Origin of the sequence: Cognatilysobacter lacus (genome assembly GCF_008274655.1) — a bacterium.
In the GTDB taxonomy this organism is placed as follows: Bacteria; Pseudomonadota; Gammaproteobacteria; order Xanthomonadales; family Xanthomonadaceae; genus Cognatilysobacter; species Cognatilysobacter lacus.
In genome coordinates, this window is sequence record NZ_VTRV01000023.1 from 1 (window position 1) to 25148 (window position 25148).

A 25148-nucleotide genomic window follows, 5' to 3' on the forward strand; every position below is an offset into this window, starting at 1 on the left:
GGCGCGGTCGGCAGCGGCCCTGGCAGCGGCGGCGCCACGGTCGGCGACCTGGCTGTCGGCGAGCTGCTTCGCGGCGAGGGCCTGCTGCTTCTTCTGGTCCTCGAGGCGCTGCTTCTCGAGGTCGGCCTGCTTCTTGGCCTGCTCCTCGGCGGTGAGCTGCTGCTGCGTGGCGCGCTGCTGCGCGACCTGCTGCTGGTCGGTGATCGCGGTCTTCAGGCGGGTCAGCGCCGGATGCTGCGGATCGGCTTTCTCCAGCAGCGCGGTCAGTCGCTGCGCCTCGCTGAAGTCGTTACGGGCGACGCTCTGCTCGGTCGCGATGACCGCCATCGGCAGCAGGTCGGTCAGCGCGCTCGACACCGCCGCGTCGTTCGGCGACTTGTCGCGCAGCGCGAGGTAGTACTCGATCGCGTTGTCACCGGCCGGGGCGTACAGGCGGTTTTCGTTGTACGCCTTGCTGGCGGCGTCGCGCAGTTCGGCCGGCTTCATCGCCGCGACCTTGCCGGAGATGACGGTCGCCGGCGTGGCCGCCGGTTGCGCGGTGCTGGCGGCCGTGCCGGCGGCGGGGGTCGCGGTTTCGTCCTTGCCACAGGCGGCCAGCAGCCCGCCGAGCGCAAGCACGAGCACGGCGCGCGGCAGTACGGAGACGCGCGGCATCGGCCGGACGCGGGTATCGGAATTCATGGTCTCACTCCCCTGAGGTGCGCGAGGTGCGCGCACGGGCCTTGATCGCTCGACGCGATGGGCTTTGTCAAGCTCCCGCTGCGTAATTTCGCGACGTCGTCGTGAAGTCGGGCGGGCTGCCCGCCCGGGGCGGGCAGCGAGCGCCGCGCCGGGTCAGAGAGCGACGCGGCCCGGCAGGCGGCAGGCAAGGCCGGCGTTCCTCGATTGCAGCTGCGGGGAACGGGCGGTTGGTCGCAGCGTCGCGGTCCGCGGCGCGCGTACGGGCCGCGCCGGTCGGATGCAACGCCGCGAGGCCCGCCTGCGGATCAGCCCCAGTGCCGCGGTCGTCCGGTCTCGTCCCTGCCGACCAAGGCGCCGGGTACATCGGCGTGCCCGCGCTTGGGTCGATACAGCTTCGTGGCATCGCGCCGCTCGACTGCCCAGCCGACCGTCGGACGATACCGTTCCAGTACGGGCCCGAGGTCGACCGCGATCCACATGCCGTCGACCGGAACCTCGCCGCTCAGGCCATGCATCGACGACGCGGCGGGCACGTCGCACAGCGTGTTGGTGAGGTGCTCGATCAACTGCATCTGCAGCGCGGCCTCCAGGGTGTCGAGGCGGCTGGACATCGCGGTGACGCCTTCGAAGTCCGGCAGGTGCGACTCGTACAGCGAGCGGCCCAGCGACCGCACGTACGCCGGATATACGAAACGCGCCTCGCGATAGGGGGCGGCTGCATTGCGCGCTGCCGCGCCCGGAAGAATTGCCACGCCACGTCTCCTGCTGAAAACGCCGAAGACCCCGGCGAACCGGGGCCTTGCAAGCTGTTGACCCGCTCGAATCTCTGGCGGCCTGCGACAGCGCGGCGGGCTGGGCATCAATAGATCAGCGATGTCGTCGAGCGATCGTGAGAGCGGCAGTTGTGCGCGGCGAAACCGACATCGACGACGTCCGCGCGGCTGCGCGGGCTGCGTGATCCGCGCACGGGGATGAACACGTTCGGCGTCACGCTCATGTTTGGCCGACGCCTGCCTGCGCGTGGCTACGGCGACGCGGCGGCCGCGGCGTCCGTCGATATGGCAGGAAGTGATCGTGCGATGACATTTCGGCCGCGCCCGGATCCGGGAAGACTGCATGCACCGCAACCGCGGATGTTTCCGGACTCGCCATGCACCTTCCGCCTTCCCGCTCGTTCGCTCCGCTGTTCGTCGCGCTCGCCGCGCTTGTCGCCGCCATCGCCGTGCCGCGCACCGCGTCGGGCATCACGCCGCCGCTCGCCGCGGCCGTCCCGACGAAGATGCCTGCATGGGTGTCGACGCACGGCCATGTCCGCGCACTGGTCGCCATCGCTGCCGAGAACAGCGGCACCGAACTCACCGACTTCGCGATCCCGTATGCGGTGCTCAAGCGTGCGGGCATCGACACCGTCGCGCTCGCCGCTCACGAAGGTCCGCTGCGCTTCCGGCCGGCGCTGCGCGCGCAGCTCGACGCCACCATGGCCGGGTTCGACGCGCAGCATCCGGAAGGCGCCGACTACGTGATCGTGCCGGCGATGGTGAAGCGCGACGACGCCACCGTACTCGCGTGGATCGCCGCGCAGTCGCGAAAGGGCGCGACGGTGGTGAGCATCTGCGATGGCGCGCTGGTGGTCGGCAACGCCGGCCTGCTCAAGGGCAGGTGGGCGACCGCGCACTGGGCCTCTGAAAGCCAGCGCGTGCAGGACTTCCCGACCACGCATTGGGTGCGCAACACGCGCTACGTCGCCGATGGCAACGTCATGTCGAGCGCGGGAATCAGCGCGGCCATGCCCATATCGATCGCACTGGTGGAAGCGATAGCAGGGTCCGACCGCGCGGCCGCAGTCGCCCGCGGAATGGGCGTCGCCGACTGGAGCGCACGCCACGACAGCGAAGTTTTCCGCCCGCACTACGGCAACCTGGCTGCGTTCGCCACGAAGCTCGCGTTCAATCCCTACCTGCGCCGCTCGCAGACGGTCGGCGTGCCGCTCACGCCCGGCATGGACGAGATCGCACTGGCCGTCACCGCCGACGCGTACTCGCGCACGGGCCGCAGCCAGGCGCTGTCGGTGGCACCGAGCAGCGCGCCGGTGACGAGCCGCTATGGCCTGCGCTTCCTTCCGGACGTGACAGCCGCGAGTAGCTCGGTCGACGTGCGGCTGCCGCCGCTCGCTGCCGTGGCACCGGGGCAGGTGTTCGACACGGTGCTGGCCGGTGTCGAAGCACGCTACGGCCACCGCACCGCGTACGCGGTCGCGCTGGACTTCGAGTACCCCGGCTTCGCGCCATGAGTGCGGGAGCCGACCTCGACCGCGCCGCGGCGAACGCGCATGCTGCTAGCCCGATGTCGAACCCGCCTCCGCCCCACTGCATCGTGCTCCTCGCGTACGAGCACATGAACGTGCTCGACCTGTGCGGGCCGCTGCAGGCATTCGCGACCGCCACGCGCCACGGCGATGCGGACGCACCGCCGCGCTACGCCACCGTGGTTGCATCGGCCGACGGCGGCAAGGTGATGACCGGCGCGGGCCTGGCCATCGACACGGTGTCGGTCGAAACACTGCATGACGTGGCCATCGATACGCTGATCGCGCCCGGCGGTTGCAAGGGCGAGTCGTACAGCGCGCCGCGCAAGCTGATCGAGTGGGTGGCGTCACGCGCGCCGACGGTGCGCAGGCTGTGCTCGGTCTGCACCGGCGCGTTCCTGCTCGCGGAAGCGGGCCAGCTGGACGGCCGGAAAGTGGCCACGCACTGGGAATGGGCGCTGCGCCTGCGTGACAGGCATCCCGACATCGAGGTCGACGCGGACAGCATCTTCGTGCGCGACGGTTCGGTATGGACATCGGCGGGGGTCACCGCCGGCATCGACATGACCCTCGCGCTGATCGAGGACGACTTCGGTCACCAGGTGGCGATCGAGACCGCGCGCCGGCTGGTGATGTTCATCAAGCGGTCGGGCGGGCAGTCGCAGTTCAGCGCGCCGCTGTCGGCGCAACTGAAGGACCCCGGCGGGTTCGGCGACCTGCATGCGTGGATCGCAGCCAACCTGCGATCGCACCTCACCGTGGAGCACCTCGCCGGGCACGTGCACATGAGCGCGCGCACCTTCGCCCGCACCTACACGGCGCGCATGGGCGTGACGCCGGCACGGATGGTCGAATCCATCCGGCTCGAAGCGGCATGCCGCTCGCTGCAGACCAGCGAGCTGCCGCTGAAGGCGATCGCCGACCGCGTCGGCTACGGCGATGAACAGGCGATGCGCCGCGCGTTCCAGCGCCAGTTTGGCGTCGGCCCCAAGGTCTACCGCGATCGCTTCTCGCGTCACCAGGCGATCGGGGCCGAGTGATCGAGCCCGTCGCGCCTGACGCGTCCGCGCGGCAAACCGCATTGATGCGCGGCGGAACGGGCGCGGCGACGTCGTCGTGCGCGAGGGCGACCCGTGTCAGCGGGTGCTGTTCCGGGCGCGCGCATGGCGCCACTACCCACTGAGGCCGACGCTTAATCGGGCGCAACGCGCGCTAGCGTGCGCACCAAAGTCCCGTGCTGCGGGCCTCTGGACCGTTAAGATCGAAGAACGCTTCCAGCAGCCGTGCCATGCGCGCCGACGGGTCCGACATCGAAAGTGCTGAACACATCAAGGCCGAGCGCGACCGCCTGCTCGAGATCGTCGCCGCGCTCGGTGCGGTGAGCTCGTCAGCCGGCACCACGCCTGCATTGATGCGCGAAACGGTGAACCAGGTCATGCAGCTCACACGCGCGCAGGGCTCGGTGGTGGAACTGGTGGACGGGGACGAACTCGATTACCAGACCGCCTCGGGCACGGTGGCGGGCTACGTCGGGCTGCGCCTGAAGGCGGCAACGAGCCTGTCCGGCTTGTGCGTCGCACGCAAGCAGGTGATCTATTGCGACGACACCGAAACCGACCCTCGCGTGGACGCGCCCGCATGTCGGAAAATCGGTGCGCGATCCATGCTGGTAGTGCCGCTGCTGCGGGGCGGTGACGCGATCGGCGTGCTCAAGTCGGTCTCGCGGTTCCCGGCAGCGTTCGACCGCATCGACGCGTACGCGTTGTCCCTGTTCGCACAGTTCATCGGCGGTGTCATCGCGCGCCAGGCCGAAACGGATTCCAGCCACGAGCTGGCCGCCGACATGTCGCGGCGTGCCTTGCGTGACGAACTCACCGGCCTGCCCAATCGCGCGGCCTGGAACGAGGAGCTCGAGCGCGGCATCGCGCGTGCCCGCCGTGCGCGCGCACCGCTGGCGGTCATGTTCCTCGACCTCGACGGCTTCAAGGCGGTGAACGACAGTTACGGGCACGCTGCAGGCGACCACGTGCTCGCCATGTTCGCGGAGCAGGTGCGTGGCTGCGTCCGTGCCAGCGACTTCGTGGCGCGGCTGGCGGGCGACGAGTTCGCGGTGATGGTGGAGGGCATCGACAACGTCGAGCGCGATGCGCCGGTGGTGGCCGACAAGATCATCGAGGCCGCGCGCGCCGGCACGCCGTGGCGCGACACGACGCTCCACTGCATGCCCAGCGTGGGCGTGGCCTACCAGGTGGGGCCGGATTACGACGCGGCGACGCTGATGCGCTTCGCCGACGACGCGATGTACCGCGCCAAGAATGCGCGCACGCTGTTCACCGTGTCGGACTGCAGCGGGTCCGCGCGGCGCTGAAGGCTTGGCTCGGAAAGGCGGCTGGCTCGGGCCATGCGGCTATTGGTTGCCGCCAGACCGGCGCCCGCGCCCCGCGCGCCTAAAATGACGGCCGCGACCCGCGCCACCGGATGCACCGCATGCTGCGACTGACCGATCTCAAGCTGCCGCTCGATCACACCGAGGCGGCGTTGCGCGAGGCGATCCTGGGCCGGCTCGGCATCACCGCCGACGAGCTTGCCGGCTTCACGGTCGCCAAGCGCAGCTACGACGCGCGCCGCCGTGGTGCGATCGCGCTGATCTATTCGGTCGACGTCGACACCCCGCGCGAGGCCGACATCCTGCAGCGGCTGCAGCTGGACACGGAGTCGACGGAATTCGCGCGCGCCGGTGACGGCGGCAAGGTGATGCGCACGCCCGATACGACGTACAGGTTCGTCGCGAACGCGCCCCCTGGGCTCGCGCTGCGGCCGCTCGTGCTCGGCATGGGGCCGTGCGGGCTTTTCGCGGGACTGGTGCTCGCCCAGATGGGCTTCCGGCCGATCATCCTCGAGCGCGGCAAGGCGGTTCGCGAGCGCACCAAGGACACCTGGGGCCTGTGGCGCAAGAAAGTGCTGGACCCGGAATCGAACGTGCAGTTCGGCGAAGGCGGCGCCGGCACGTTTTCCGACGGCAAGCTGTGGAGCCAGATCAGCGACCCGAGACATTACGGGCGCAAGGTGATCGACGAGTTCGTCCGCGCCGGCGCGCCCGAAGAGATCGCCTACGTCAGCAAGCCGCACATCGGCACGTTCCGGCTGGTGTCGATGGTGGAACAGATGCGCGCCACGATCGAATCGCTCGGCGGGGAGATCCGCTTCAGCCAGCGCGTGGACGACGTGCTGGTAGACACCGACAGCGACGGCGTGCGCCACGTTCGCGGTGTAACGCTCGAGAGTGGCGAGCAACTGCGCACCGACCATCTGGTGCTCGCGCTCGGCCACAGCGCGCGCGATACGTTCGCCATGCTGCATTCGCGCGGCGTGTTCCTCGAAGCGAAGCCGTTCTCGATCGGGTTCCGGATCGAGCATCCGCAGTCGTTGATCGATGCGGCGCGCTTCGGTACGCAGGCCGGACATCCGCTGCTGGGCGCCGCCGATTACAAGCTCGTCCACCACTGCCGCAATGGCCGCTCGGTGTACAGCTTCTGCATGTGTCCCGGCGGCACGGTCGTGGCTGCGGCCAGCGAGCCGGGTCGCGTCGTCACCAACGGCATGAGCCAGTACTCGCGCAACGAGCGCAACGCGAACGCGGCGATCGTCTGCGGCATCACGCCCGAGGACTTCGCACCCTATGGCGACGGCCCGCTGGCCGGCATTGCGTTGCAACGACACTGGGAAGCGCGGGCGTTCGAACTCGGCGGCGGCGACTACGAGGCGCCCGGCCAGCTCGTCGGTGATTTCCTCCAGGGGCGCGCGTCCAGCGAGTTCGGTGCCGTGCTGCCTTCGTACAAGCCGGGCGTGCGCCTCGGCGATCTCGCGCCGTCGCTGCCGGCGTATGCAATCGCCGCGATCCGCGAGGCGCTGGCCGCGTTCGACAGGCAGATCCGCGGGTTCGCGATGCACGATGCCGTGCTGACCGGCGTCGAAACCCGAACGTCGTCGCCGGTGCGCATCACGCGCGGCGACGACGGCCACAGCCTCAATACGCGCGGGCTGTTTCCGGCCGGCGAAGGTGCCGGCTACGCCGGTGGCATCCTGTCAGCCGGCGTCGATGGCATCCGGACCGCGGAAGCCGTGGCGCTGGATATCGTGTCGCGCCTCGCGTAGTCGCGGTTCACGCGGTTCCTGCCGGATACGTTCACGCGAATGAGGTTCTGAAGCAGTGGCGCGGCGCGCGCGTTGCCTTACGGTGGGTTCGGTCCATCACACATCGGTTGTCGGCTCCCGCTCGTCCCGCGAGCGCAGCACTGCCGAGCAGATGCAACTCGCGCGGCCGCCGACCGCTTAACGAGGCGAACGCGCCATCCGCCAACAACGCCGGCCGATCGCGCTCAGCGTGCCGGCGCCGGAGTTGTTCCGGCCCGCGCGGCACGCGCCTAGTGAGCCCACCAGTTCGCGCAGCTCCGACTGCACGGGGTCGAGTGCATACCCGTCCGACGCGCCCTCGGGGCATTTGCAGAGGTCTGCGAGTTCCGTCTTGAGTTGGCCCCTGTAATCGAGCGCCGCGCACTCGAGCAGATGCGCCAGGTCACCGAGCGGTTCCGGCATAGCGTCCGCTGCGAAGGCTTCTTCGTTGCCGATGCAAGGCGATGCGCGTTGCTGTCCCGTGCTCGCCGCGGCGCCTCGTCAGGGGACGACCCTGGCGATCACGAATACGACGTTTCCTGCGAGCAACAGGATCGACGGATAGAAGGTGAGGCCGAAACCCATCGCCCGGCCCGCCGCACCGCTGGCGTAGCCGCGGGCGAACAACAGGCGACCGGCGACGAACAGCAGCGCGGCACCGGGCAGCGCACGGACCATGTGCGACGGCGCCAACGCGGCCCACGCGGCGTACGCAGGCAGCGCGAGGGCGAGTTGTTCGAGCGTGTTCTGGAGCAGCGCCTGCAGCACCTTGGCCCGATCGGTCCCGGCGGTGAGCCCGCTGCCGTCGATGTCGGCCGGCGTCCGGAAGCGGTGCTGCGCAAGCGCGGCGATGCAGGCCGCCAGCGCCAGCAGCGGCGCAAGGCTGCATGCAGCGAGCAGCTGCACGCGCGCGGCAGGCGTGTCGGGCGCGGCCGGCAACGCGCCTGACGCCACAGCCGCCCCGAGTACGGCCAGCGACAGCAGCATCGCCTGCGATGCGCCTGCGACCACGCCGCGCTGCGCAGTCGACAGGCTCATCGATGGCGCCTCCTGCACGCGCAGAATCGTGGCAGGCCGCGCGCACGAGGCGCGCCGCACCGGACCGCCGCGCGACTAGAACTCGCGGCCATTGACCGGCACGCGCTTGACGCTGTCGAGCTCGATGCCCTCGATGCAACGCACGTTGACCGCCGCCATCTCCGCACCGTCCGGCGCGCGACCGAAGCTGAAAGGCTGGCAGCCGCAGGTGGCGCAGAACCTGTGGTCGATGACGTGCTTGTTGAACGTGTAGGTCGTCAAGCTGTCTTCGCCGGACACGACCTCGAACGACGCACGCGGGACGAACCACAACAGCAGGCCCTTGCGGCTGCAGTGCGAACAATTGCACTCGATGACCTGGTCGAACTCACCCTGCGCGGTGAAGCGGACGGCGCCGCAGTGACAACTTCCCGAATGCATGTGACCCCCAGTAGGCCGACGACACGGTCCGCGGCGCGGCCGACTGCATCAGCTTCGATGAAAATGAGCGCGCAGCCGACGCTGCGAACCGCGAGCATAGCGCCGACAGCCGCGAGCCGGCGCGGAACGCAAGCCGCAAACCCTCGGCGCGAGCACGCGCGCGTCCGGGCCTCGCAGGTAGCGGAGCCATCGCCACCCGCGGCGCTAGCCCGGGCGTTCAACGGGGCGCGCGGCCGACGACGGCCGTGACGAAAGCAGGTCGAGGAGCAGCGGAATGGCGACGGGCTTCAGCAGATGCCGATTGAAGCCCGCCGCCAGCGCCTGCTCGCGATCCGTTGCCTGCCCCCATCCGGTCAGTGCGATCAACGGAACCTGCGTGCCGCTCTCGCGCAATCGGCGCGCGACGTCGCAGCCGGAGATACACGGCATGCCGATGTCGAGGATCACGACCGTGGAATCCGCCTCGAGCGGTTTCCGGCAGGCCGAGCGCTCTACTTGCCGATGCAAAAGCTCGAGAACACGTGGCCCAGCAGGTCGTCCGCGCGCACGCGGCCGGTGATCTCGCCCAGCGCGTCGTGCGCGCGCCGCAGCTGTTCCGCGGCGAGATCAAGGTGTTCGTGCGCGATCTGCGCGCGCGCGAGTGAGAGTTCCTCGCGGGCCTTCATCAACGCATGCACGTGGCGCGTGCGGGCGGTGAACGCGCCCTGCGCAGTGTCGGCGTCGGGCCCGACGGCGAGTGCGTGCAGCCGACGGCGCACCTCGTTGAGGCCTGCGCCGGTTCGGGCCGACACGGCAACGAAGCCCGCGGGTACGTTCGAATCCTCCAGGTCACACTTGTTCGCCAGCCACAGCACCGCCGGTACGTTCGCGATCGCGTCGCGCGTGGCGGCGACACCTGCTTCGATGGTGCGCGCGTCGAGCACCACGATCGCCAGGTCCGCGCGCGCCAGTTCGACATGCGCGCGACGCATGCCCTCGCGCTCGATGGCGTCGGTGCTGTCGCGCAGCCCAGCGGTGTCGGCCAGCAGCAGCTCGACGCCTTCGACGCGCACGGTTTCGTGCAGCACGTCGCGCGTGGTGCCGGCGATGTCGGTGACGATCGCGCGTTCGACGCCTGCAAGCGCGTTGAGCAACGAACTCTTGCCGGCATTGGGCGGCCCGACGATCACCGCATGCAGGCCGTCGCGGAGTTGACGGCCACGCTCGGCGGCTTCAAGCAACGCAGCAAGGTCGATATCGATCTGCTCGATGCGACGGCGCATATCGTCGCCACCGAGGGTATCCAGCGGCTCGTCCGCGAAGTCGATTGCCGCTTCGCAATGCACGCGCACGTGCAGCAGTGCCGCGGCGATGGCATCGACGCGCTGCGAGAACTCGCCGTCTAGCGCCCGCCGCGCCGCGCGCGCGGCGCGCACGTCCGAGGCGGCGATGAGATCGGCGACCGCTTCGGCTTGGGCGAGGTCGAGGCGGCCTTCGAGGAACGCGCGCTCCGTGAACTCGCCCGGGCGTGCAGGGCGCGCGCCGCGGGAAAAGCAGGCGTCGAGCAACTGCGACAGCACGGCGGGGCTCCCATGCGCCTGCAGCTCGACGACGTCCTCGCCCGTGTAACTGGCGGGCGCGGCGAAGTACACCGCAAGCCCGTCGTCGATCGACGTGTCGCCGTCGCGGAAACGCACGTGGTGGGCGTGGCGTGGCGTCAGCGCTCGCCCGGCGATCGCCTCGCCGATCGCACGTGCATGTTGGCCCGACAGCCGCACGATGCCGACGCCGGCGCTGCCGGCGGCGGTGGCGATCGCGGCGATGGTGTCGCGCGTGTGCATGGATCGGTCGTCCACAACGACAAAGCCCGCCATCACGGCGGGCTTCGCGTCGATCAGGCCTTCTTCGCCGGCTCGCCGTACTTGCGCAGGAAATACCACTGCTGCGAAAGCGTGAGCAGGCCGTTCGTGACCCAGTACAGCACGAGGCCGGACGGGAAGAAGGCGAACATCACCGCGAACACCAGCGGCATGAACTGCATCATCTTGGCCTGCGCGGGATCCATGCCCGCGTTCGGCGTGAGCTTCTGGGTCAGGAACATCACGCCTGCATTGATCGCGGGCAGCACGAAGTACGGATCGCGCGCGGTGAGGTCGTGGATCCAGCCGATCCACGGCGCGTGGCGCAGCTCGACCGACTCGCCCAGCATCCAGTACAGCGCGAGGAAGATCGGCATCTGCACCAGCAGCGGCAGGCAGCCACCCATCGGGTTGACCTTCTCCTTCCGGTACAGCTCCATCGTCGCCATCTGGAATTTCTGGCGATCCTCGCCGTGGCGTTCCTTGAGCTGCGCGAGCTTGGGCTGCAGGCGGCGCATCTTCGCCATCGAGCGGTACTGCACGTTCGCCATCGGCAGCAGCACGAGCTTGATCAGCACGACGAGGCCGATGATCGACCAGCCCCAGTTGCCGATGTAGCCGTGCAGCCAGGCCAGCACCGCGTACAGCCAACCGGCCAGCGTGGCCATGGTGGCGTAGGTGCTGAAGTCGACCGCGCGCTCCAGGCCCGGCACGTTCTGCGCGGCGATCTGCTCCACGCTCTTCGGGCCCACCCACAGGCGAGCGACGGTCGATGCGCGACCGCCCGGCGCCACCGCGAGCGTCGGGCCGAGTTCGCGGATCAGGTAATTCGTGCCGCCGACGCCGCTGGCGGTGGCCGTCGCGAATTCGGAGGCGTCGCCCGGCTGCGGAATCCACGCTGCGAAGAAGTGGTGCTGCAGGAACGCGATCCAGCCGCCCTTGACGGCCTTCTTGAGCGGGTCGTCCTTGCCGTACTTGGCGAACGCGAGCTTGTCGTAGGCCTTGTCCGCCGGGCTGAACCAGGCCGCGCCCTGGAATGCGAACACGCGGCCGGAGGTGAAGCCGCCCTTGGGCGCCTCGGGCATGGTGCGCGCGAGCTGGCGGTAGACGGTGCCCTGCCACGGCGACGCGCCGGCGTTCGCCACGTCGTCGCGGACGGTGACGGTGTAGGCGCCGCGGGTGAACGTGTAGGTGCGGCGGATGGTGACGCCGTTCGCGCCCTGCCAGAGGAACGGAACCTCGACCGCGGGAGCGCCGGGCGCCAGGGTGTACGCGCGCTGCGGGCCGGCGGGAACGAACCCGGAGAGATGGGTCGGCGCAGCCCCGGCGATGGTCGAGACCCAGCCACTCTGCGCGGTGAAGTAGTGCTGGGGGTCGGTCGAGAACAGCCGGACGGGGCGGCTGGGGTCGTCGAGGTCGGCAAAGGTCGGCAGGTCGGCCTGCAGCATCTGGCCGCCGTCGAGCGTCACGTCGAGCACGTCGGTGTGGACCGTGACCAAAGCGCCGGTGGCGGCCGGCGCGACCGCGGACGTCGGTCGGGCACCGGCCACGGCAGGCGCAGCCGGAATCGCTCCCGGCGCGGTCGCGGCCGGGTTGGCGCCGGCGGTCGTCGACGTGGCGGTCACCGGCGCGGGCGTCGCCACCTGCTCCTTGTTCCATTCCATCCACAGCAGCGTCGCCACCATCAGCCAGGCGAAAAGGAGGAACAGGCGGGTCTGGTTCATGGGCAGGCGGACTCAGGCCGGACGCGGGTCGGCGTCGGCGATGGGAGAGGGAGGCGGCGGCGGCATTGTGCCGACGGGGGCCGGAGCCGGCAACGCGCGGGCCCGGCGGAGGAGATCGAGGAACGCCGCGCGCAATTCAAGACCGTCGCGCTGGGACGCGCCCGGACGCGCGACGAGGACATAGTCGCCCGGCGGCAGGTTGGCGCGCACGTGGCGGAAGGCCTCGCGTAGCTGTCGCTTGATGCGGTTGCGGCCGACCGCGTGCGGATCGACCTTGCGCGACACCGCCAGTCCCAGCCGCGCGCCGATCGCGCCGTCCGGGCGGTGGTGCAGGGCGAGGAACGGCAGGCCGACGCGACGGCCGTCCTTGAACACGCGATCGAAATCGGCGCGCGTTCGCACGCGCGCCGACGGGGGATGGCGTAGCTGGGTCATGTGCGTCGTGGACGCTGGCTTCGGCCGGCATTGCGCGCGGCGGAAGCAGCCCGGCGCAACGGCCGGGCGACCGCGATCAGGCGGTGAGGCGCTTGCGGCCCTTCGCGCGGCGACGCGCGAGGATCTTGCGGCCGTCGGCCGTGGCCATGCGGGCACGGAAGCCGTGGTCGCGCTTGCGCTTGAGGTTGCTGGGCTGGAAGGTGCGCTTGGTGGCCATGAGGCGGCTCGGATAAGGACGGCGTAGAGAACCCGGAAGTCTAACGGGCGCGGCAAAGCCCGGTCAAGCCGACGTGAGGGCCGTCGACGTGGGCCCGCTCACCGGCATGTGGACAACTCTGTCGCCGGGTTGTGGATAAATGCTAGTCTGCGCGACCCCCGATACGAGCGACGCGGCCTCCCGACGAGGCTTCCGCGCCGCCACGCCGACGGTCCCGTTCCGCTGATTCCTGCAGGTTCCGCCTTGACCTCGACGATCGACGCCTGGCAGCGCTGCCTTGAACGCCTGGAGGCCGAACTGCCGGCCGAGGACGTGCACACCTGGCTGCGGCCGCTGCAGGCCGACCAGAACGGCGGCCGCACCGTGCTGTACGCCCCGAACGCGTTCGTGGTCGACCAGGTGCGCGAGCGCTACCTGCCGCGCATCCGCGAGCTGCTGCGCTATTTCGTCGACAGCGACGACGTGAGCCTGGAAGTCGGGTCGCTGCCGCGCGCGAAGGCCGAGTCCGCCCGCGAGGTGCCGATCGGACGCGCTGGCCTGGCTACGCCGACCGCACCGCCGCCGATGTCGTTCAGTGGCAACCTCGACAACCACTACAACTTCGACAACTTCGTCGAAGGCCGCAGCAACCAGCTCGGACGCGCCGCCGCGATGCAGGCGGCGCTCAAACCGGGCGACCGCGCGCACAACCCGCTGCTGCTCTACGGAGGTACCGGCCTCGGCAAGACGCACCTGATGTTCGCCGCCGGCAACCTGATGCGCACCAACACGCCGGGTTTCCGCGTGCTGTACCTGCGCAGCGAGCAGTTCTTCAGCGCGATGATGAAGTCGCTGCAGGACAAGACGATGGACGCGTTCAAGCGGCAGTTCCAGCAGGTCGATGCGCTGCTGATCGACGATATCCAGTTCTTCGCGGGCAAGGACCGCACGCAGGAAGAGTTCTTCCACACGTTCAACCAGCTCTTCGACGGCCGCCAGCAGATCATCCTGACCTGCGACCGCTATCCGCGCGAGGTCGAGGGCCTGGAGCCACGGCTCAAGTCGCGGCTGGCGTGGGGACTCTCGGTGGCGATCGAACCGCCGGACTTCGAGACGCGCGCGCAGATCGTGCTTAGCAAGGCCCGCGAGCGCGGCGTCGAGATCCCCGAGGACGTCGCCTTCCTGCTCGCCAAGAAGATGCGCAGCAACGTCCGCGATCTCGAGGGCGCGCTCAACACGCTGGCCGCGCGCGCCAACTTCACCGGGCGCTCGATCACTGTGGAGTTCGCCCAGGAGACGCTGCGCGACCTGCTTCGCGCCCAGCAGCAGGCGATCGGCATCCCCAACATCCAGAAGGTCGTGGGCGACTACTACGGGCTGCAGATGAAGGACCTGCTGAGCAAGCGGCGCACGCGCTCGCTGGCGCGGCCCCGGCAGATGGCGATGGCGCTGGCCAAGGAACTCACCGAGCACTCGCTGCCCGAGATCGGCGACGCCTTCGCCGGCCGCGACCACACCACCGTGCTGCACGCCTGCCGCCAGATCCGCACGCTGATGGAGACCGACGGCAAGCTTCGCGAAGATTGGGAGAAACTCATCCGCAAGCTGAGCGAGTAAGGTGTGCGCAGCAGCTGTGCAGGCAGGGGGCAAGCTGTGGACAATTCGGGGCGACCACGTCGGTCGGTTATTTGTCCACAGGTTGAGCACGCCGAGACCGGCACTTCCCAACAGGGGTTGCCTGGTGTGAAAACCCTTTAAATTCAGTAAGTTGGTGGAGTTGTACCGGATTCCGGCGCCCTCCACCACCACCATGCTTTAGATTTAATCCACTTCTTTAGAAACGGAACGGGGATCGGGTCCAGATGCGTTTTTCCCTCCAACGCGAAGTATTTCTGAAGCCGCTCGCGCAGGTCGTCAACGTCGTCGAGCGACGCCAGACCCTGCCCGTGCTCGCCAACCTGCTGGTGCAGGTGAAGAGCGGCCTGCTGTCGCTGACCGGTACCGACCTCGAAGTCGAGATGGTCTCCCGCGTCGCAGTCGAGGACGCGGAGGACGGCGAGACAACGATCCCGGCCCGCAAGCTGTTCGAGATCGTGCGTGCCCTGCCCGACGGCAGCCGCATCACGATCAGCCAGACCGGTGATCGGGTCTCCGTCCAGGCAGGGCGCTCGCGCTTCACGCTGTCGAGCCTGCCACCGGGGGATTTCCCGTCGCTGGACGACGTGGATGCCACCGAACGCGTGCAGGTGCCCGAGGCGGCGCTCAAGGAGCTCATCGAGCGCACCGCGTTCGCGATGGCGCAGCAAGACGTGCGCTACTACCTGAACGGCCTGCTGTTCGACGTCCGGGAAAGCTCCCTGCGCTGCGTCGCTACCGACGGCCACCGGCTTGCCCTGTGCGAGGCCGGGCTGGAAGGCACCGGCGCGCAGACCAAGCGCCAGCTGATCGTGCCGCGCAAGGGCGTCACCGAGCTGCAGCGCCTGCTGGAAGGCGGCGAGCGCATCCTCGAGCTGGAAATGGGCCGCGGCCACCTGCGCGTGAAGCGCGACGACGTGACCTTTACCAGCAAGCTCATCGACGGACGGTTCCCCGACTACGAGGCCGTGGTGCCGATCGGTGCCGACAAGGAAGTGCGCATCGACCGCGATGTGCTGCGCGCTGCCCTACAGCGGGCCGCCATCCTGTCGAACGAGAAGTACCGCGGCGTGCGCATGGAAGTGTCCCCCGGCCAGCTGAAGATCTCCGCGCACAATCCCGAACAGGAAGAGGCGCAGGAAGAGGTCGAGGCGGATACGCGGGTCGATGACCTGGCGGTCGGTTTCAACGTCGGCTACGTGCTGGATGCGCTGGGCGCGCTGAAAGAGGATCAGGTCGTCCTGCAGCTGCGCGACGCCAACTCGTCGGCGCTGCTCCGGGAAGCCTCGAACGACCGGTGCCGCCACGTGATCATGCCGTTGCGACTCTGACGGTTGGTTCCACGTGGAACATGGAGCGCCCGGCATTGCCGGGCGTTTCTGTTTTCACGGGCTTCTGTGACATCCGGCAAGTGCTCGCGGGTCACTTCGCCCCGTTCATTCGCGCGACCCGTCGCGCCTCCCGCCGCGGCAGGCCCACGCGGGTCACGCGCCCGTGCCCGCCATCGCCTACCCTGTCGACCCGTCTTCCGCTCCATTCCCGTGCAGGTCACCCGTCTCGACATCCGCCATCTTCGACGCTTCGATGACGTCAGCCTGTCACCCGCGCCGGGACTCAATCTGCTGATCGGCGACAACGGCGCGGGCAAGACGAGCGTCATCGAGGCGCTTCACCTGATGGCCTACGGCCGCAGCTTCCGGGGTCGCGTCCGCGAGGGATTGGTCCAGGCCGGCAGCCCCACGGCGGCGCTTGAAGTATTCGTCGAGTGGAAGGAGACGGGCGCAAGCGGCCGCGTGCGGCGCGCAGGAATGCGGCATAGCGGCAGCGAATGGACCGGCCGGCTCGACGGCGAGCCGGTTGCCCAGCTCGGCGAACTCTGCGCCGCGTTGGCCGTCGTCACGTTCGAGCCCGGTAGCCACGAACTCGTCCACGGCGGCAGCGAGGTCCGGCGGCGCTTCCTCGACTGGGGATTGTTCCACGTGGAACCTGCCTTCATGCGGCCCTGGCGGCGGTACGCCCGCGCGCTGAAGCAGCGGAACATCCTGCTGAAGCAGCGCGTCCGCGACGCCCAGCTCGACGCGTGGGACGCGGAGCTCGCCGACACCGGCGAGGAGCTGACCGAACAGCGCCGTCGCTACGTGGATGCCCTGGCAGCCGGGTTCGCCGTGCTCGCCGCGGAACTCGCACCGAGCCTAGGCGTGGCCAGCCTCGCCTACCTGCCTGGCTGGAAGCGCGACGAGCTGCCGCTTGCGGACGCGCTGCTGCTGGCGCGTGATCGCGACCTCCTCGCCGGCCACACGAGCGTCGGCCCGCACCGGGCTGACTGGCGGCCGTCGTTCGCGGCGATTCCGGGCCGAGACGCGCTGTCCCGCGGGCAGGCGAAACTGGCCGCGCTCGCCGCGCTGCTTGCGCAGGCGGATTTCCACGCCGAGGTCACCGGCCAGCAGCCGGTGTTTGCCCTCGACGACCTGGCTTCTGAACTCGACCGTCATCACCAGCGGCGCGTGCTGCAGCGCCTGGTCGAGCGCGGCAGCCAGGTTTTCGTCTCGGGCACGGAGCTGCCCGCCGCCATCGTCGAGCTGGGCCTCGCGCCAAAACTGTTCCACGTGGAACACGGCCGGATCTCGTCTGTTTAGCCGGCGTCCGCAGAGCGACTGAGACCCGCTGCTATACTTCGCGCACGTATAGCTAATGTGTCGCGACGCCGTCCACGTCCGTGGGTCACGGCCTCGCAGGAGACGCCTGCCCGATGTCCCAGCTCCCCGAAGACGCGACGCCCGCCGCCGCCCCCAACGACTCCTACGATTCGTCCAAGATCACCGTGCTGCGCGGCCTCGAGGCCGTCCGCAAGCGCCCCGGCATGTACATCGGCGACGTGCACGACGGCACCGGCCTGCATCACATGGTCTTCGAAGTCGTCGACAACGGCATCGACGAGGCCCTCGCCGGCCACGCCAACGAAGTCAACGTCACCCTGCATGCCGACGGCTCCTGCTCGGTGTTCGACAACGGGCGCGGCATCCCGGTCGACATCCACAAGGAAGAGGGCGTCTCCGCGGCTGAGGTGATCCTCACCGTGCTGCACGCCGGCGGCAAGTTCGACGACAACAGCTACAAGGTTTCCGGCGGCCTGCACGGCGTCGGCGTCTCGGTGGTCAACGCGCTCAGCTCGCACCTGTGGCTCGACATCTGGCGCGATGGGCACCACTACCGCCAGGAATACGCACTCGGCGAGCCGCAGTACCCGCTGAAGCAGTTGGAGGCCTCCGAGCGCCGCGGCACGCTGCTGCGCTTCATGCCGGCCGCCGAGATCTTCACCGACGTCGAGTTCCACTACGACATCCTGGTCAAGCGCCTGCGCGAGCTGTCGTTCCTCAACTCCGGCGTGCGCATCGTGCTCACCGACGAGCGCGGCGAAGGCAAGCGCGACGTCTTCGAGTTCGAGGGTGGCATCCGCTCGTTCGTCGAGCATTTGGCGCAGCTGAAGAACCCGCTTCATCCGCACGTGATCTCGGTGTCGGGCGAGCAGAACGGCATCGTCGTGGACGTCGCCCTGCAGTGGACCGACGCCTACCAGGAAACGATGTTCTGCTTCACCAACAACATCCCGCAGAAGGACGGCGGCACGCACCTGATCGGCTTCCGCGCCGCGCTGACGCGCACGCTGACCAACTACATCGAGCAGAGCGGCATCGCCAAGCAGGCGAAGGTCTCGCTGTCGGGCGACGACATGCGCGAAGGCCTGATCGCGGTGCTCAGCGTCAAGGTGCCCGACCCGAGCTTCTCCTCGCAGACCAAGGAGAAGCTGGTCAGTTCCGAGGTGCGCCCGGTCGTTGAGAGCACGTTCGGCACACGTTTGGAGGAGTTCCTGCAGGAACACCCGCACGAAGCGCGCGCCATCGCCGGCAAGATAGTCGACGCCGCGCGTGCCCGCGAGGCGGCCCGCAAGGCGCGCGACCTGACTCGCCGCAAGGGTGCGCTCGACATCGCCGGCCTGCCGGGCAAGCTCGCCGACTGCCAGGAAAAGGATCCGGCGAAGTCGGAGCTCTTCATTGTCGAGGGCGACTCGGCCGGCGGCTCCGCCAAGCAGGGCCGCAACCGCAAGACCCAGGCGATCCTCCCGCTCAAGGGCAAGATCCTCAACGTCGAGCGCGCGCGCTTCGATCGCATGCTCGCGTCCGCCGAAGTCGGCACGCTGATCACCGCGCTTGGCACGGGCATCGGCAAGGACGAGTACAACCCGGACAAGCTGCGCTACCACCGCATCATCCTGATGACCGACGCCGACGTCGACGGTTCGCACATCCGCACGCTGCTGCTGACGTTCTTCTATCGCCAGATGCCCGAGCTGATCGAGCGCGGCCATGTCTATATCGGCCTGCCGCCGCTCTACAAGATCAAGCAGGGCAAGAACGAGATGTACATGAAGGACGACGCGGCGCTCGATGCGTACCTCGCCGGCAACGCCGTCGAAGGCGCGTCGCTGATCCCGGCCGACGGCGAGCCACCGATCGTCGGCGAGGCGTTGGAAAAGCTGTTGCTGGCGTATGCGAACGCGCGTGATGCGGTCCGCCGTAATGCACATCGCTTCGACGCGCAGGTGCTCGAAGCATTGCTCGACATCGCCCCCTTCAACGCGGCCACCGACGAGCTCGACGCCGAGGCGCTGAAGGTAATCGAGGCGCGCATCAACGACGGTCGCCTTGGCAAGCCGGTGTATCGCCTCGAATGGAATCCCGCCGCCGAGCTGCGCCCCGCGGCGCTGCTGGTGCATCGCACGCACATGGGCGATTCCACCGTGCAGGTGCTGCCGATGTCGTCGTTCGAAACCGGCGAGCTGCGCGCGATCCGCGAGGCGGCTACGCAGTTCAACGGGCTCGTGCGCGACGGTGCGCAGATCGTGCGTGCCAACCGCGCGCAGCCGATCGCACGCTTCGGCGATGCGTACGCGTGGCTGATGGACGAGGCGAAGAAGGGCCGCCAGATCCAGCGCTTCAAGGGCCTGGGCGAAATGAATCCGGAACAGTTGTGGGAGACCACGGTGAACCCGGAAACGCGTCGCCTGCTGCAGGTGCGCATCGAGGATGCCGTCGGAGCCGACGCGATCTTCTCGACGCTGATGGGCGACGTGGTCGAGCCCCGCCGCGAATTCATTGAGGAAAACGCGTTGAAGGTGGCGAACCTCGACGTCTGACTCGCGGTCGCAGGCAATCGGAAAACGCCCGGGGAAACCCGGGCTTTTTTGTGGTGCGACACACGCCGACGCACGCGCGGAACGCGGGGCGCGGGTTGCTGCGACCAGGCCGTGCAGCGGCGACGCACGAGGGAAGTCTGCGAAGCGCTATCAGCGACGCGCGCCCGTGGCATCCCCATCGAGACTCTTTGGCATCGAACAGCGATCGGTACCTGACCCGCCGTTCACTTCCACGGCCGCCATTGACGACCCCTTGATCCAGCGCCGCATACAAACGAAGGCCCATTCATCTGGATGCCGCCATGAAGTCCGCGCTCCTCGCCTTTGCGATCACGCTCGCCCTCGCCGGCTGTGCGACCACCACCTCGCCCACGGGTCGCAAGCAGATGGTCGGCGGGATCTCGCAGGCGCAGCTCGATCAACTCGGTGAGCAGGCGTTTGCGCAGGCCAAGGCCCAGACCCCGCAGAGCGGCAATGCGCAGGAAACCGGCTACGTGCGCTGCGTGGTCGATTCGATCACGCGCCAGTTGCCCGCCGGCTACCAGGGCAGGTGGGACGTCGCGCTGTTCCAGAAGGACGAGCCGAACGCGTTCGCGCTTCCAGGCGGCAACGTCGGCGTCTACACCGGTATCTTCAAGGTCGCGCGGAACCAGGACCAGCTCGCCGCCGTGCTCGCGCACGAGATCGGGCACGTAATCTCGCGCCACCACGAAGAGCGCATTACCCGCCAGCTGGAGTCGCAGACGATCGTCGGCCTGGCGGGCGCGGTGATCGGGTCGCGCTACGGCGCCAACGCTGGCAACGCGGTGTCGCAGTACGGCGCCGCCGGCGCGCAGGCGCTCTTCCTGCTGCCGAACTCGCGCGCGCAGGAGACCGAAGCCGACGTCGTGGGCCAGCAACTGATGGCGCGTGCCGGCTATGACCCGCGCCAGGCCGTGAACCTCTGGCAGAACATGATCGCCGCGAGCCAGAGCCGCCCGCCGGAGTTCCTGTCCACCCATCCCGACCCGCAGTCGCGCCTCAATGAACTCAGCCAACGCGCGGGTTCGCTGATGCCCGTCTTCGAGCAGGCGCAGGCGTCCGGCCTTCGCCCGAGGTGCGGCTGAACGCTTCGACGGGCCGCTTCCAGCCCCGTTCCAACGCCGGTCGCGTTTCTGCTAGCGTGACCGCCCCCCGGCCCTGCGCCGCACCCGCCCCCTGGCGGTCGAACGAGGCTCCCCAATGACCCTTCCCAAGTTCCGTCGCCGCACTCTTGCGGCGGTCGTCCTCGCCCTCACCACCGCGTCGGTCGTCGCACCCGCGTTCGCCCAGAACGATGACATGGACGACAAGGCCGTCGAGAGCGGCGGACGCGCCGACGCAGCCCGCAAGGCGCGCGAAGCCCGGCATAAGAAGTCGGCGGTCGTCGCCGAGCAGACCACCGCAGCCGCGCCGGTCTCGACCAGGTTCCCGAACGCGACGCGCAGCGTCCCGGTCGGCAAGGCATCGGTGAAGGGCACGCCGAAACTGCAGGCCCTGCTGAAGACGTACAACGCCGGCCAGTCCGCGGAAGCGCGTGTGGCTGCGGACGCGATCATCGGTGATGCGGCCTCGAACCCGTACGAGAAGGCTTTTGCGGCGCAGCTCGCCGCGCAGACGGCGATTTCCGCCCAGGACTACCCGGCGGCGCTGCGCTATATCGACCTCGCCATCGCGCAGAACAGCCTCGACAACGACGCGCACTTCGGCCTGATGCAGCAGCGCGCGCAGATCCAGATGATGAGCAAGGACTACGGCGGCGCCCTCGCCAGCGTCGACCGGTTCCTCGCCGAGTCGCGCGCCACCGATTCGGCGTCGCTCGTGCTGCGCGGCAATGCGCTGTATCGACTGGGCCGTTATGCCGAGGCCGCTGCCGTGCTCAAGCCGGCCGTGGCGGCTGCACCGGGTCATTCCGACTGGGATGCCCTGCTCGCCGACTCGCTGTCGCGCAGCGGAAACACCGCCGAAGCCGCGAAGATCGCCGAGGGCGTCGCCGCCAAGAACCCCGGCGACAAGCAGGCCCGTTTCAACCTCGTTCAGTCCTACCTGCAGACCAAGCAGACCGAAAAGGCTGCGCAGCTGCTCGAGGAGATGCGCAAGTCGGGCCAGCTGACGGACGATTCCGACTACCGCCAGCTCTTCTCGATCTACGCGAATATCCAGGGCAAGGAACAGCAGACGATCGATACGATCAACGAGGGCATGTCGAAGGGCGTTCTCAAGCCCGACTACAACGTTTACCTCGCTCTGGCCCAGTCCTATTACTTCTCCGACCAGACCGACAAGGCGATCGCGGCGTACCAGAAGGCCGCAGCGCTCGGAAAGGACGGCGAGGCCGCGCTCGCGCTCGCTGGCGTACTCCGCAACGAGCAACGTATTCCCGAGGCCAAGGCGGCCGCCCAGCAGGCGCTGGCGAAGGGCTTAAAGCATCCCGAGGATGCGAAGAAGATCATTGCGCTACCGGGCAAATAATCCGATCGCGGCAGCGGTCACAGGCAGGCGAAACGCCCTTGGAACCGCTGCAGCCGTTTGGTATATGCTTGGAAATTCCCACAGGCTGCAACGCCTTGGGTTTGCACACCGCCCGCGGCGCCATGGCGTCCGGAAATTCCTCCTGAGCAATGGCGCATGACGCAAGACCTTTCCCGTCGAGATAACGAAGGGCTGAACTGGGCACGTATTGCCGGTGTCTCCTCCGCGATCGCCGTGCACGTCGCGGCACTCCTTCTGCTTCTCGTCCCGGCGACCGCGCCCAAGGTCGTCAAGGAAGAGGACCAGGTTACGGTTGTCAACCTCATCAAGCCGCCGCCGCCGCCCCCGCCGCCGCCGCCGCCGCCGAAAGAACCGCCCAAGCAGTTGATCCTCAATCCGCCCAAGCAGCAGATCGTGCAGCCGACCCGCACGCCGCCGCCGCCGGAGCAGCCGCCGATCGAGAACAACGATCCGAGCCCGATCGACCCGCCTGCGCCGCCGCCGGCTCCGCCTGCGCCTCCGGCGAAGGCTCCGGCACCGCCGGCGAACGTCGTCAACGGTCAGGCCAGCGTCTGCAGCAAGACCAATCCGAGCTACCCGCCGACGGCGCTGCGTGAGCAGGCCGAAGGCACCACGATCGTGCAGGTGACCTGGACCGGCGACGGCACGATCACCGACGCCAGCGTTCGCAAGAGCGCCGGCAACCGCGATCTCGACCGCGCCGCCGTTACCGCGGTCCGCCGTTGGAAGGTCTGCCCGGGCGATCCGGGTACCGCCGTGGTCCCTGTCGTGTGGTCGCTCGAGTAATACAGCGGTAGCGGTCTCCGCCCCTCCGTTTCTTCCTTTGCACCACCTTTCAACTACTCAACAAAGGTAAGCGTCATGCTGCAGGAAACCCTCGCCCAAGCCGCCGCCACCGGAGGCAACGCCGCATCTGCCCTGACGCAGATGGGCCCGCTGCACCTGCTTCAGGAAATGACCTCGAACCCCGGCGCGTACATCATCTCGTGGGTCGTGCTTCTCACCCTGACGCTGATGTCGACCCTGTCGATCTACTGGATCGTCATGAACTTCATCAAGAACATCCGCCTGCGCGGCACCTCGGACCGTGTGATCCACACGTTCTGGGAAACGCCGAACGCGCAGGACGCGATCCGCTACATGGAAGAGCAGCCGCGCAGCGAGCCGTTCTCCAAGATCGCGCTCGACGCCGCCCAGGCCGCCGCGCACCACCAGCGCCACGAAGGCTCGCGCCTGGTCGAGTCGCTGAATCGCTCGGAGTTCGTCGACCGCGCCCTGCGCCAGGCCGTCACCCGTGAGTCCTCGCGTCTCGAGGCCGGCCTGACCGTGCTCGCCACCGTCGGCTCGACCGCGCCGTTCGTGGGTCTGCTCGGTACCGTCTGGGGCATCTACGGCGCCCTGATCCGCATCGGCGCCAGCGGCAACGCCGGCATCGAAGCCGTCGCGGGCCCGGTCGGCGAGGCGCTGATCATGACCGCGCTCGGCCTGTTCGTCGCGATCCCGGCGGTGTTGGCTTACAACTTCTTCAACCGCCTGAACCGGGTCACGAACAACAAGTTCGACACGTTCGCGCACGACCTGCATGACTTCTTCGCCACCGGCGCCCGCGTCGGCGAAATTCCGGCGAAGCGCTAAGACACCGTCGAACGTCTAACCGAGTACCGGACATGGCTTTCAGTACAGGCAACAGCGGCGGCCCGATGGCCGAGATCAACGTCACGCCCCTCGTGGACGTGATGCTGGTCCTGCTGATCATCTTCATGATCACCACGCCCCTCATGCAGCACAAGATCGCCGTCGAACTGCCGAAGGCCAAGCTCGACCACACGCCGGACTCGGTGCCTCCCGCACCGCCGGTGACGTTGACGATCAAGGAAGACGGCACGGTGTTCTGGAACGACGAGCCGATCACCAAGAACGCGCTTGAAAGCGAGCTCTCGGTGACTGCCCAGAAGATGCCGCAGCCGCAGATCAATGTCCGCGGCGACAAGACGACGAAGTACCAGATCCTCAAGGAGTACGTGGATCTGGCCCAGCACCAGGGCATGCGCAAGGTTGGCTTCGTTGCCACCCGCGAGCGCTGAGGAACCGTAATGGCTTTCAAGAACGATTCCGGTGGTGCGTCGCCGATGGCCGACATGAACGTGACGCCGCTCGTCGACGTCATGCTCGTGCTGCTCATCATCTTCATGGTGACCGCGCCGATCTCCTCGTACCCGATCGACATCAACCTGCCGCAGCCGACGCTGAATCCGCCGCCGGTCGACAAGGAACCGCCGCCGCCGGTGTCGCTTGTGATCGACGCATCGGGCGCCGTCACCTGGGATCACACCCCGATGCCCATGAGCCAGCTGGAATCGGTGATGCGCCAGACGGTGCAGCGTGATCCGACCAACCAGCCGCGCGTCGAGATCGACGTCAACGGCCAGGCCCAGTACGAAGCGCTCGCCAAGGTTCTCGCGTATTCCAAGAACGCGGGCATGGACAAGATCGGCTTCGTGCAGCACGACCAGTAAATCGCGCGGCGGGACAAAGAACGGTCGCGAGGCCGTCGCCCCGCCAGCGAAGCTCCACGCTTACCTTGTTGAAAGCGCCGCCTTCGGGTGGCGTTTTTTTTGGTTGCGGACGCGGGAGGCCCACTGCGTGGCTGCGGCGGCAGCGTTGGTCCCGCTGACCGGCACGCAATACACAACTCCGGGTTCCGCATGCGGTATGCCCGACCGCGCGTGGCTCCGCGACGTCGGCGGCGGATCGACCCCGTCAGGCGGTAGCGGCGGCCGCGGCAATGACCGCCAGGTAGCGACGCACCGTCGGCTCGAGTCCGTCGTACAACGCCTCGCCTATCAAGGCATGGCCGATCGACACTTCCAGCACGTCGGGAACGCCCTTCAGGAACGCCGGCAGGTTCTGCTGGCTGAGGTCGTGCCCGGCATTGACGCCGAGGCCGGCTGCCTGCGCCCGCCTGGCCACCGTCGCGGCGGACGCGAGCGCAGCGCCG

The 25148-nt window shown here is 68.5% G+C and carries 25 protein-coding genes and 1 pseudogene; 14 read left to right on the forward strand and 12 right to left on the reverse strand.

Going from position 1 to position 25148, the window contains the following annotated elements; genetic code table 11:
* The 3 genes and pseudogenes from FW784_RS03470 to FW784_RS14250 form a co-directional block, all read right to left on the reverse strand.
* A pseudogene (locus FW784_RS03470) lies at positions 1–681 on the reverse strand (energy transducer TonB); the annotation flags it as partial.
* A 305-nt stretch (positions 682–986) separates the two neighbouring features.
* Positions 987–1433, reverse strand: coding sequence for a hypothetical protein (locus FW784_RS03475; RefSeq protein ID WP_149351974.1), 447 nt, complete (start codon positions 1431–1433; stop codon positions 987–989).
* Positions 1434–1540: 107 nt separating this feature from the next.
* A complete protein-coding gene (locus FW784_RS14250; RefSeq protein WP_187770656.1) occupies positions 1541–1678 on the reverse strand; it encodes a hypothetical protein in 138 nt (45 codons plus the stop codon).
* A 153-nt stretch (positions 1679–1831) separates the two neighbouring features.
* On the opposite strand from FW784_RS14250, the gene FW784_RS03480 reads away from it, so the two are divergent.
* The 4 genes from FW784_RS03480 to FW784_RS03495 all read left to right on the forward strand — a co-directional run bounded on the left by FW784_RS03480 (position 1832) and on the right by FW784_RS03495 (position 7141).
* Entirely contained in the window at positions 1832–2971 is a 1140-nt protein-coding gene (locus FW784_RS03480) for a DJ-1/PfpI family protein (RefSeq protein ID WP_149351975.1), read from the forward strand.
* Positions 2968–4026: a GlxA family transcriptional regulator gene (locus FW784_RS03485; protein ID WP_235893557.1), complete on the forward strand. Its 1059-nt coding sequence runs from the start codon at positions 2968–2970 to the stop codon at positions 4024–4026. Before FW784_RS03480 ends, FW784_RS03485 begins: the two co-directional genes overlap by 4 nt.
* A gap of 248 nt (positions 4027–4274) precedes the next feature.
* Positions 4275–5354 carry a sensor domain-containing diguanylate cyclase gene (locus FW784_RS03490; RefSeq protein WP_149351976.1) on the forward strand — a complete coding sequence of 360 codons (1080 nt, stop codon included), beginning with the start codon at positions 4275–4277 and terminating at the stop codon, positions 5352–5354.
* 119 nt (positions 5355–5473) lie between these two features.
* Entirely contained in the window at positions 5474–7141 is a 1668-nt protein-coding gene (locus FW784_RS03495; protein WP_149351977.1) for an NAD(P)/FAD-dependent oxidoreductase, read from the forward strand.
* Between the two features lie 177 nt (positions 7142–7318).
* Here the strand turns inward: FW784_RS03495 and FW784_RS03500 are convergent, their stop codons facing one another.
* From FW784_RS03500 to rpmH, 8 genes are all read right to left on the reverse strand, one after another.
* Positions 7319–7582, reverse strand: coding sequence for a hypothetical protein (locus FW784_RS03500; protein WP_149351978.1), 264 nt, complete (start codon positions 7580–7582; stop codon positions 7319–7321).
* A gap of 78 nt (positions 7583–7660) precedes the next feature.
* A complete protein-coding gene (locus FW784_RS03505) occupies positions 7661–8197 on the reverse strand; it encodes an MAPEG family protein (protein ID WP_149351979.1) in 537 nt (178 codons plus the stop codon).
* Between the two features lie 75 nt (positions 8198–8272).
* Positions 8273–8617, reverse strand: coding sequence for a GFA family protein (locus tag FW784_RS03510; RefSeq protein WP_149351980.1), 345 nt, complete (start codon positions 8615–8617; stop codon positions 8273–8275).
* A 204-nt stretch (positions 8618–8821) separates the two neighbouring features.
* Complete coding sequence (locus FW784_RS03515; RefSeq protein ID WP_205123554.1) at positions 8822–9064, reverse strand: response regulator; 243 nt, start codon at positions 9062–9064, stop codon at positions 8822–8824.
* Between the two features lie 44 nt (positions 9065–9108).
* Positions 9109–10437 carry a tRNA uridine-5-carboxymethylaminomethyl(34) synthesis GTPase MnmE gene (mnmE, locus tag FW784_RS03520; RefSeq protein WP_149351981.1) on the reverse strand — a complete coding sequence of 443 codons (1329 nt, stop codon included), beginning with the start codon at positions 10435–10437 and terminating at the stop codon, positions 9109–9111.
* 53 nt (positions 10438–10490) lie between these two features.
* Entirely contained in the window at positions 10491–12179 is a 1689-nt protein-coding gene (yidC, locus tag FW784_RS03525) for a membrane protein insertase YidC (RefSeq protein WP_149351982.1), read from the reverse strand.
* Positions 12180–12191: 12 nt separating this feature from the next.
* A complete protein-coding gene (rnpA, locus tag FW784_RS03530; protein WP_149351983.1) occupies positions 12192–12614 on the reverse strand; it encodes a ribonuclease P protein component in 423 nt (140 codons plus the stop codon).
* A gap of 76 nt (positions 12615–12690) precedes the next feature.
* Complete coding sequence (gene rpmH, locus FW784_RS03535) at positions 12691–12831, reverse strand: 50S ribosomal protein L34 (RefSeq protein ID WP_149351984.1); 141 nt, start codon at positions 12829–12831, stop codon at positions 12691–12693.
* Positions 12832–13086: 255 nt separating this feature from the next.
* On the opposite strand from rpmH, the gene dnaA reads away from it, so the two are divergent.
* The 10 genes from dnaA (at position 13087) to FW784_RS03585 (ending at position 24666) form a co-directional block, all read left to right on the forward strand.
* The gene (gene dnaA / locus FW784_RS03540) at positions 13087–14427 is read left to right on the forward strand and encodes a chromosomal replication initiator protein DnaA (protein WP_149351996.1); all 1341 of its coding nucleotides are present in this window, start codon (positions 13087–13089) and stop codon (positions 14425–14427) included.
* Between the two features lie 245 nt (positions 14428–14672).
* Entirely contained in the window at positions 14673–15776 is a 1104-nt protein-coding gene (dnaN, locus tag FW784_RS03545) for a DNA polymerase III subunit beta (RefSeq protein WP_149351985.1), read from the forward strand.
* Between the two features lie 210 nt (positions 15777–15986).
* Positions 15987–17081 (forward strand): DNA replication/repair protein RecF, encoded by a 1095-nt coding sequence (gene recF, locus FW784_RS03550; protein WP_149351986.1) that lies wholly within the window; start codon positions 15987–15989, stop codon positions 17079–17081.
* A 113-nt stretch (positions 17082–17194) separates the two neighbouring features.
* Complete coding sequence (gyrB, locus tag FW784_RS03555) at positions 17195–19639, forward strand: DNA topoisomerase (ATP-hydrolyzing) subunit B (RefSeq protein ID WP_149351987.1); 2445 nt, start codon at positions 17195–17197, stop codon at positions 19637–19639.
* 302 nt (positions 19640–19941) lie between these two features.
* A complete protein-coding gene (locus FW784_RS03560) occupies positions 19942–20745 on the forward strand; it encodes a M48 family metallopeptidase (RefSeq protein ID WP_149351988.1) in 804 nt (267 codons plus the stop codon).
* Between the two features lie 115 nt (positions 20746–20860).
* On the forward strand, positions 20861–22129 hold the full coding sequence (locus tag FW784_RS03565; RefSeq protein WP_149351989.1) for a tetratricopeptide repeat protein: 1269 nt from the start codon (positions 20861–20863) through the stop codon (positions 22127–22129).
* Between the two features lie 156 nt (positions 22130–22285).
* Positions 22286–22936 (forward strand): energy transducer TonB, encoded by a 651-nt coding sequence (locus FW784_RS03570; RefSeq protein ID WP_149351990.1) that lies wholly within the window; start codon positions 22286–22288, stop codon positions 22934–22936.
* Positions 22937–23011: 75 nt separating this feature from the next.
* A complete protein-coding gene (locus FW784_RS03575) occupies positions 23012–23785 on the forward strand; it encodes a MotA/TolQ/ExbB proton channel family protein (protein WP_149351991.1) in 774 nt (257 codons plus the stop codon).
* A gap of 32 nt (positions 23786–23817) precedes the next feature.
* Entirely contained in the window at positions 23818–24234 is a 417-nt protein-coding gene (locus FW784_RS03580; protein WP_149351992.1) for an ExbD/TolR family protein, read from the forward strand.
* Positions 24235–24243: 9 nt separating this feature from the next.
* Positions 24244–24666, forward strand: coding sequence for an ExbD/TolR family protein (locus tag FW784_RS03585; protein WP_235893559.1), 423 nt, complete (start codon positions 24244–24246; stop codon positions 24664–24666).
* Positions 24667–24910: 244 nt separating this feature from the next.
* Here the strand turns inward: FW784_RS03585 and FW784_RS03590 are convergent.
* Positions 24911–25148, reverse strand: a 238-nt coding sequence (locus FW784_RS03590; RefSeq protein ID WP_149351993.1) for a pyridoxine 5'-phosphate synthase, incomplete at its 5' end; no start/stop codon positions are given.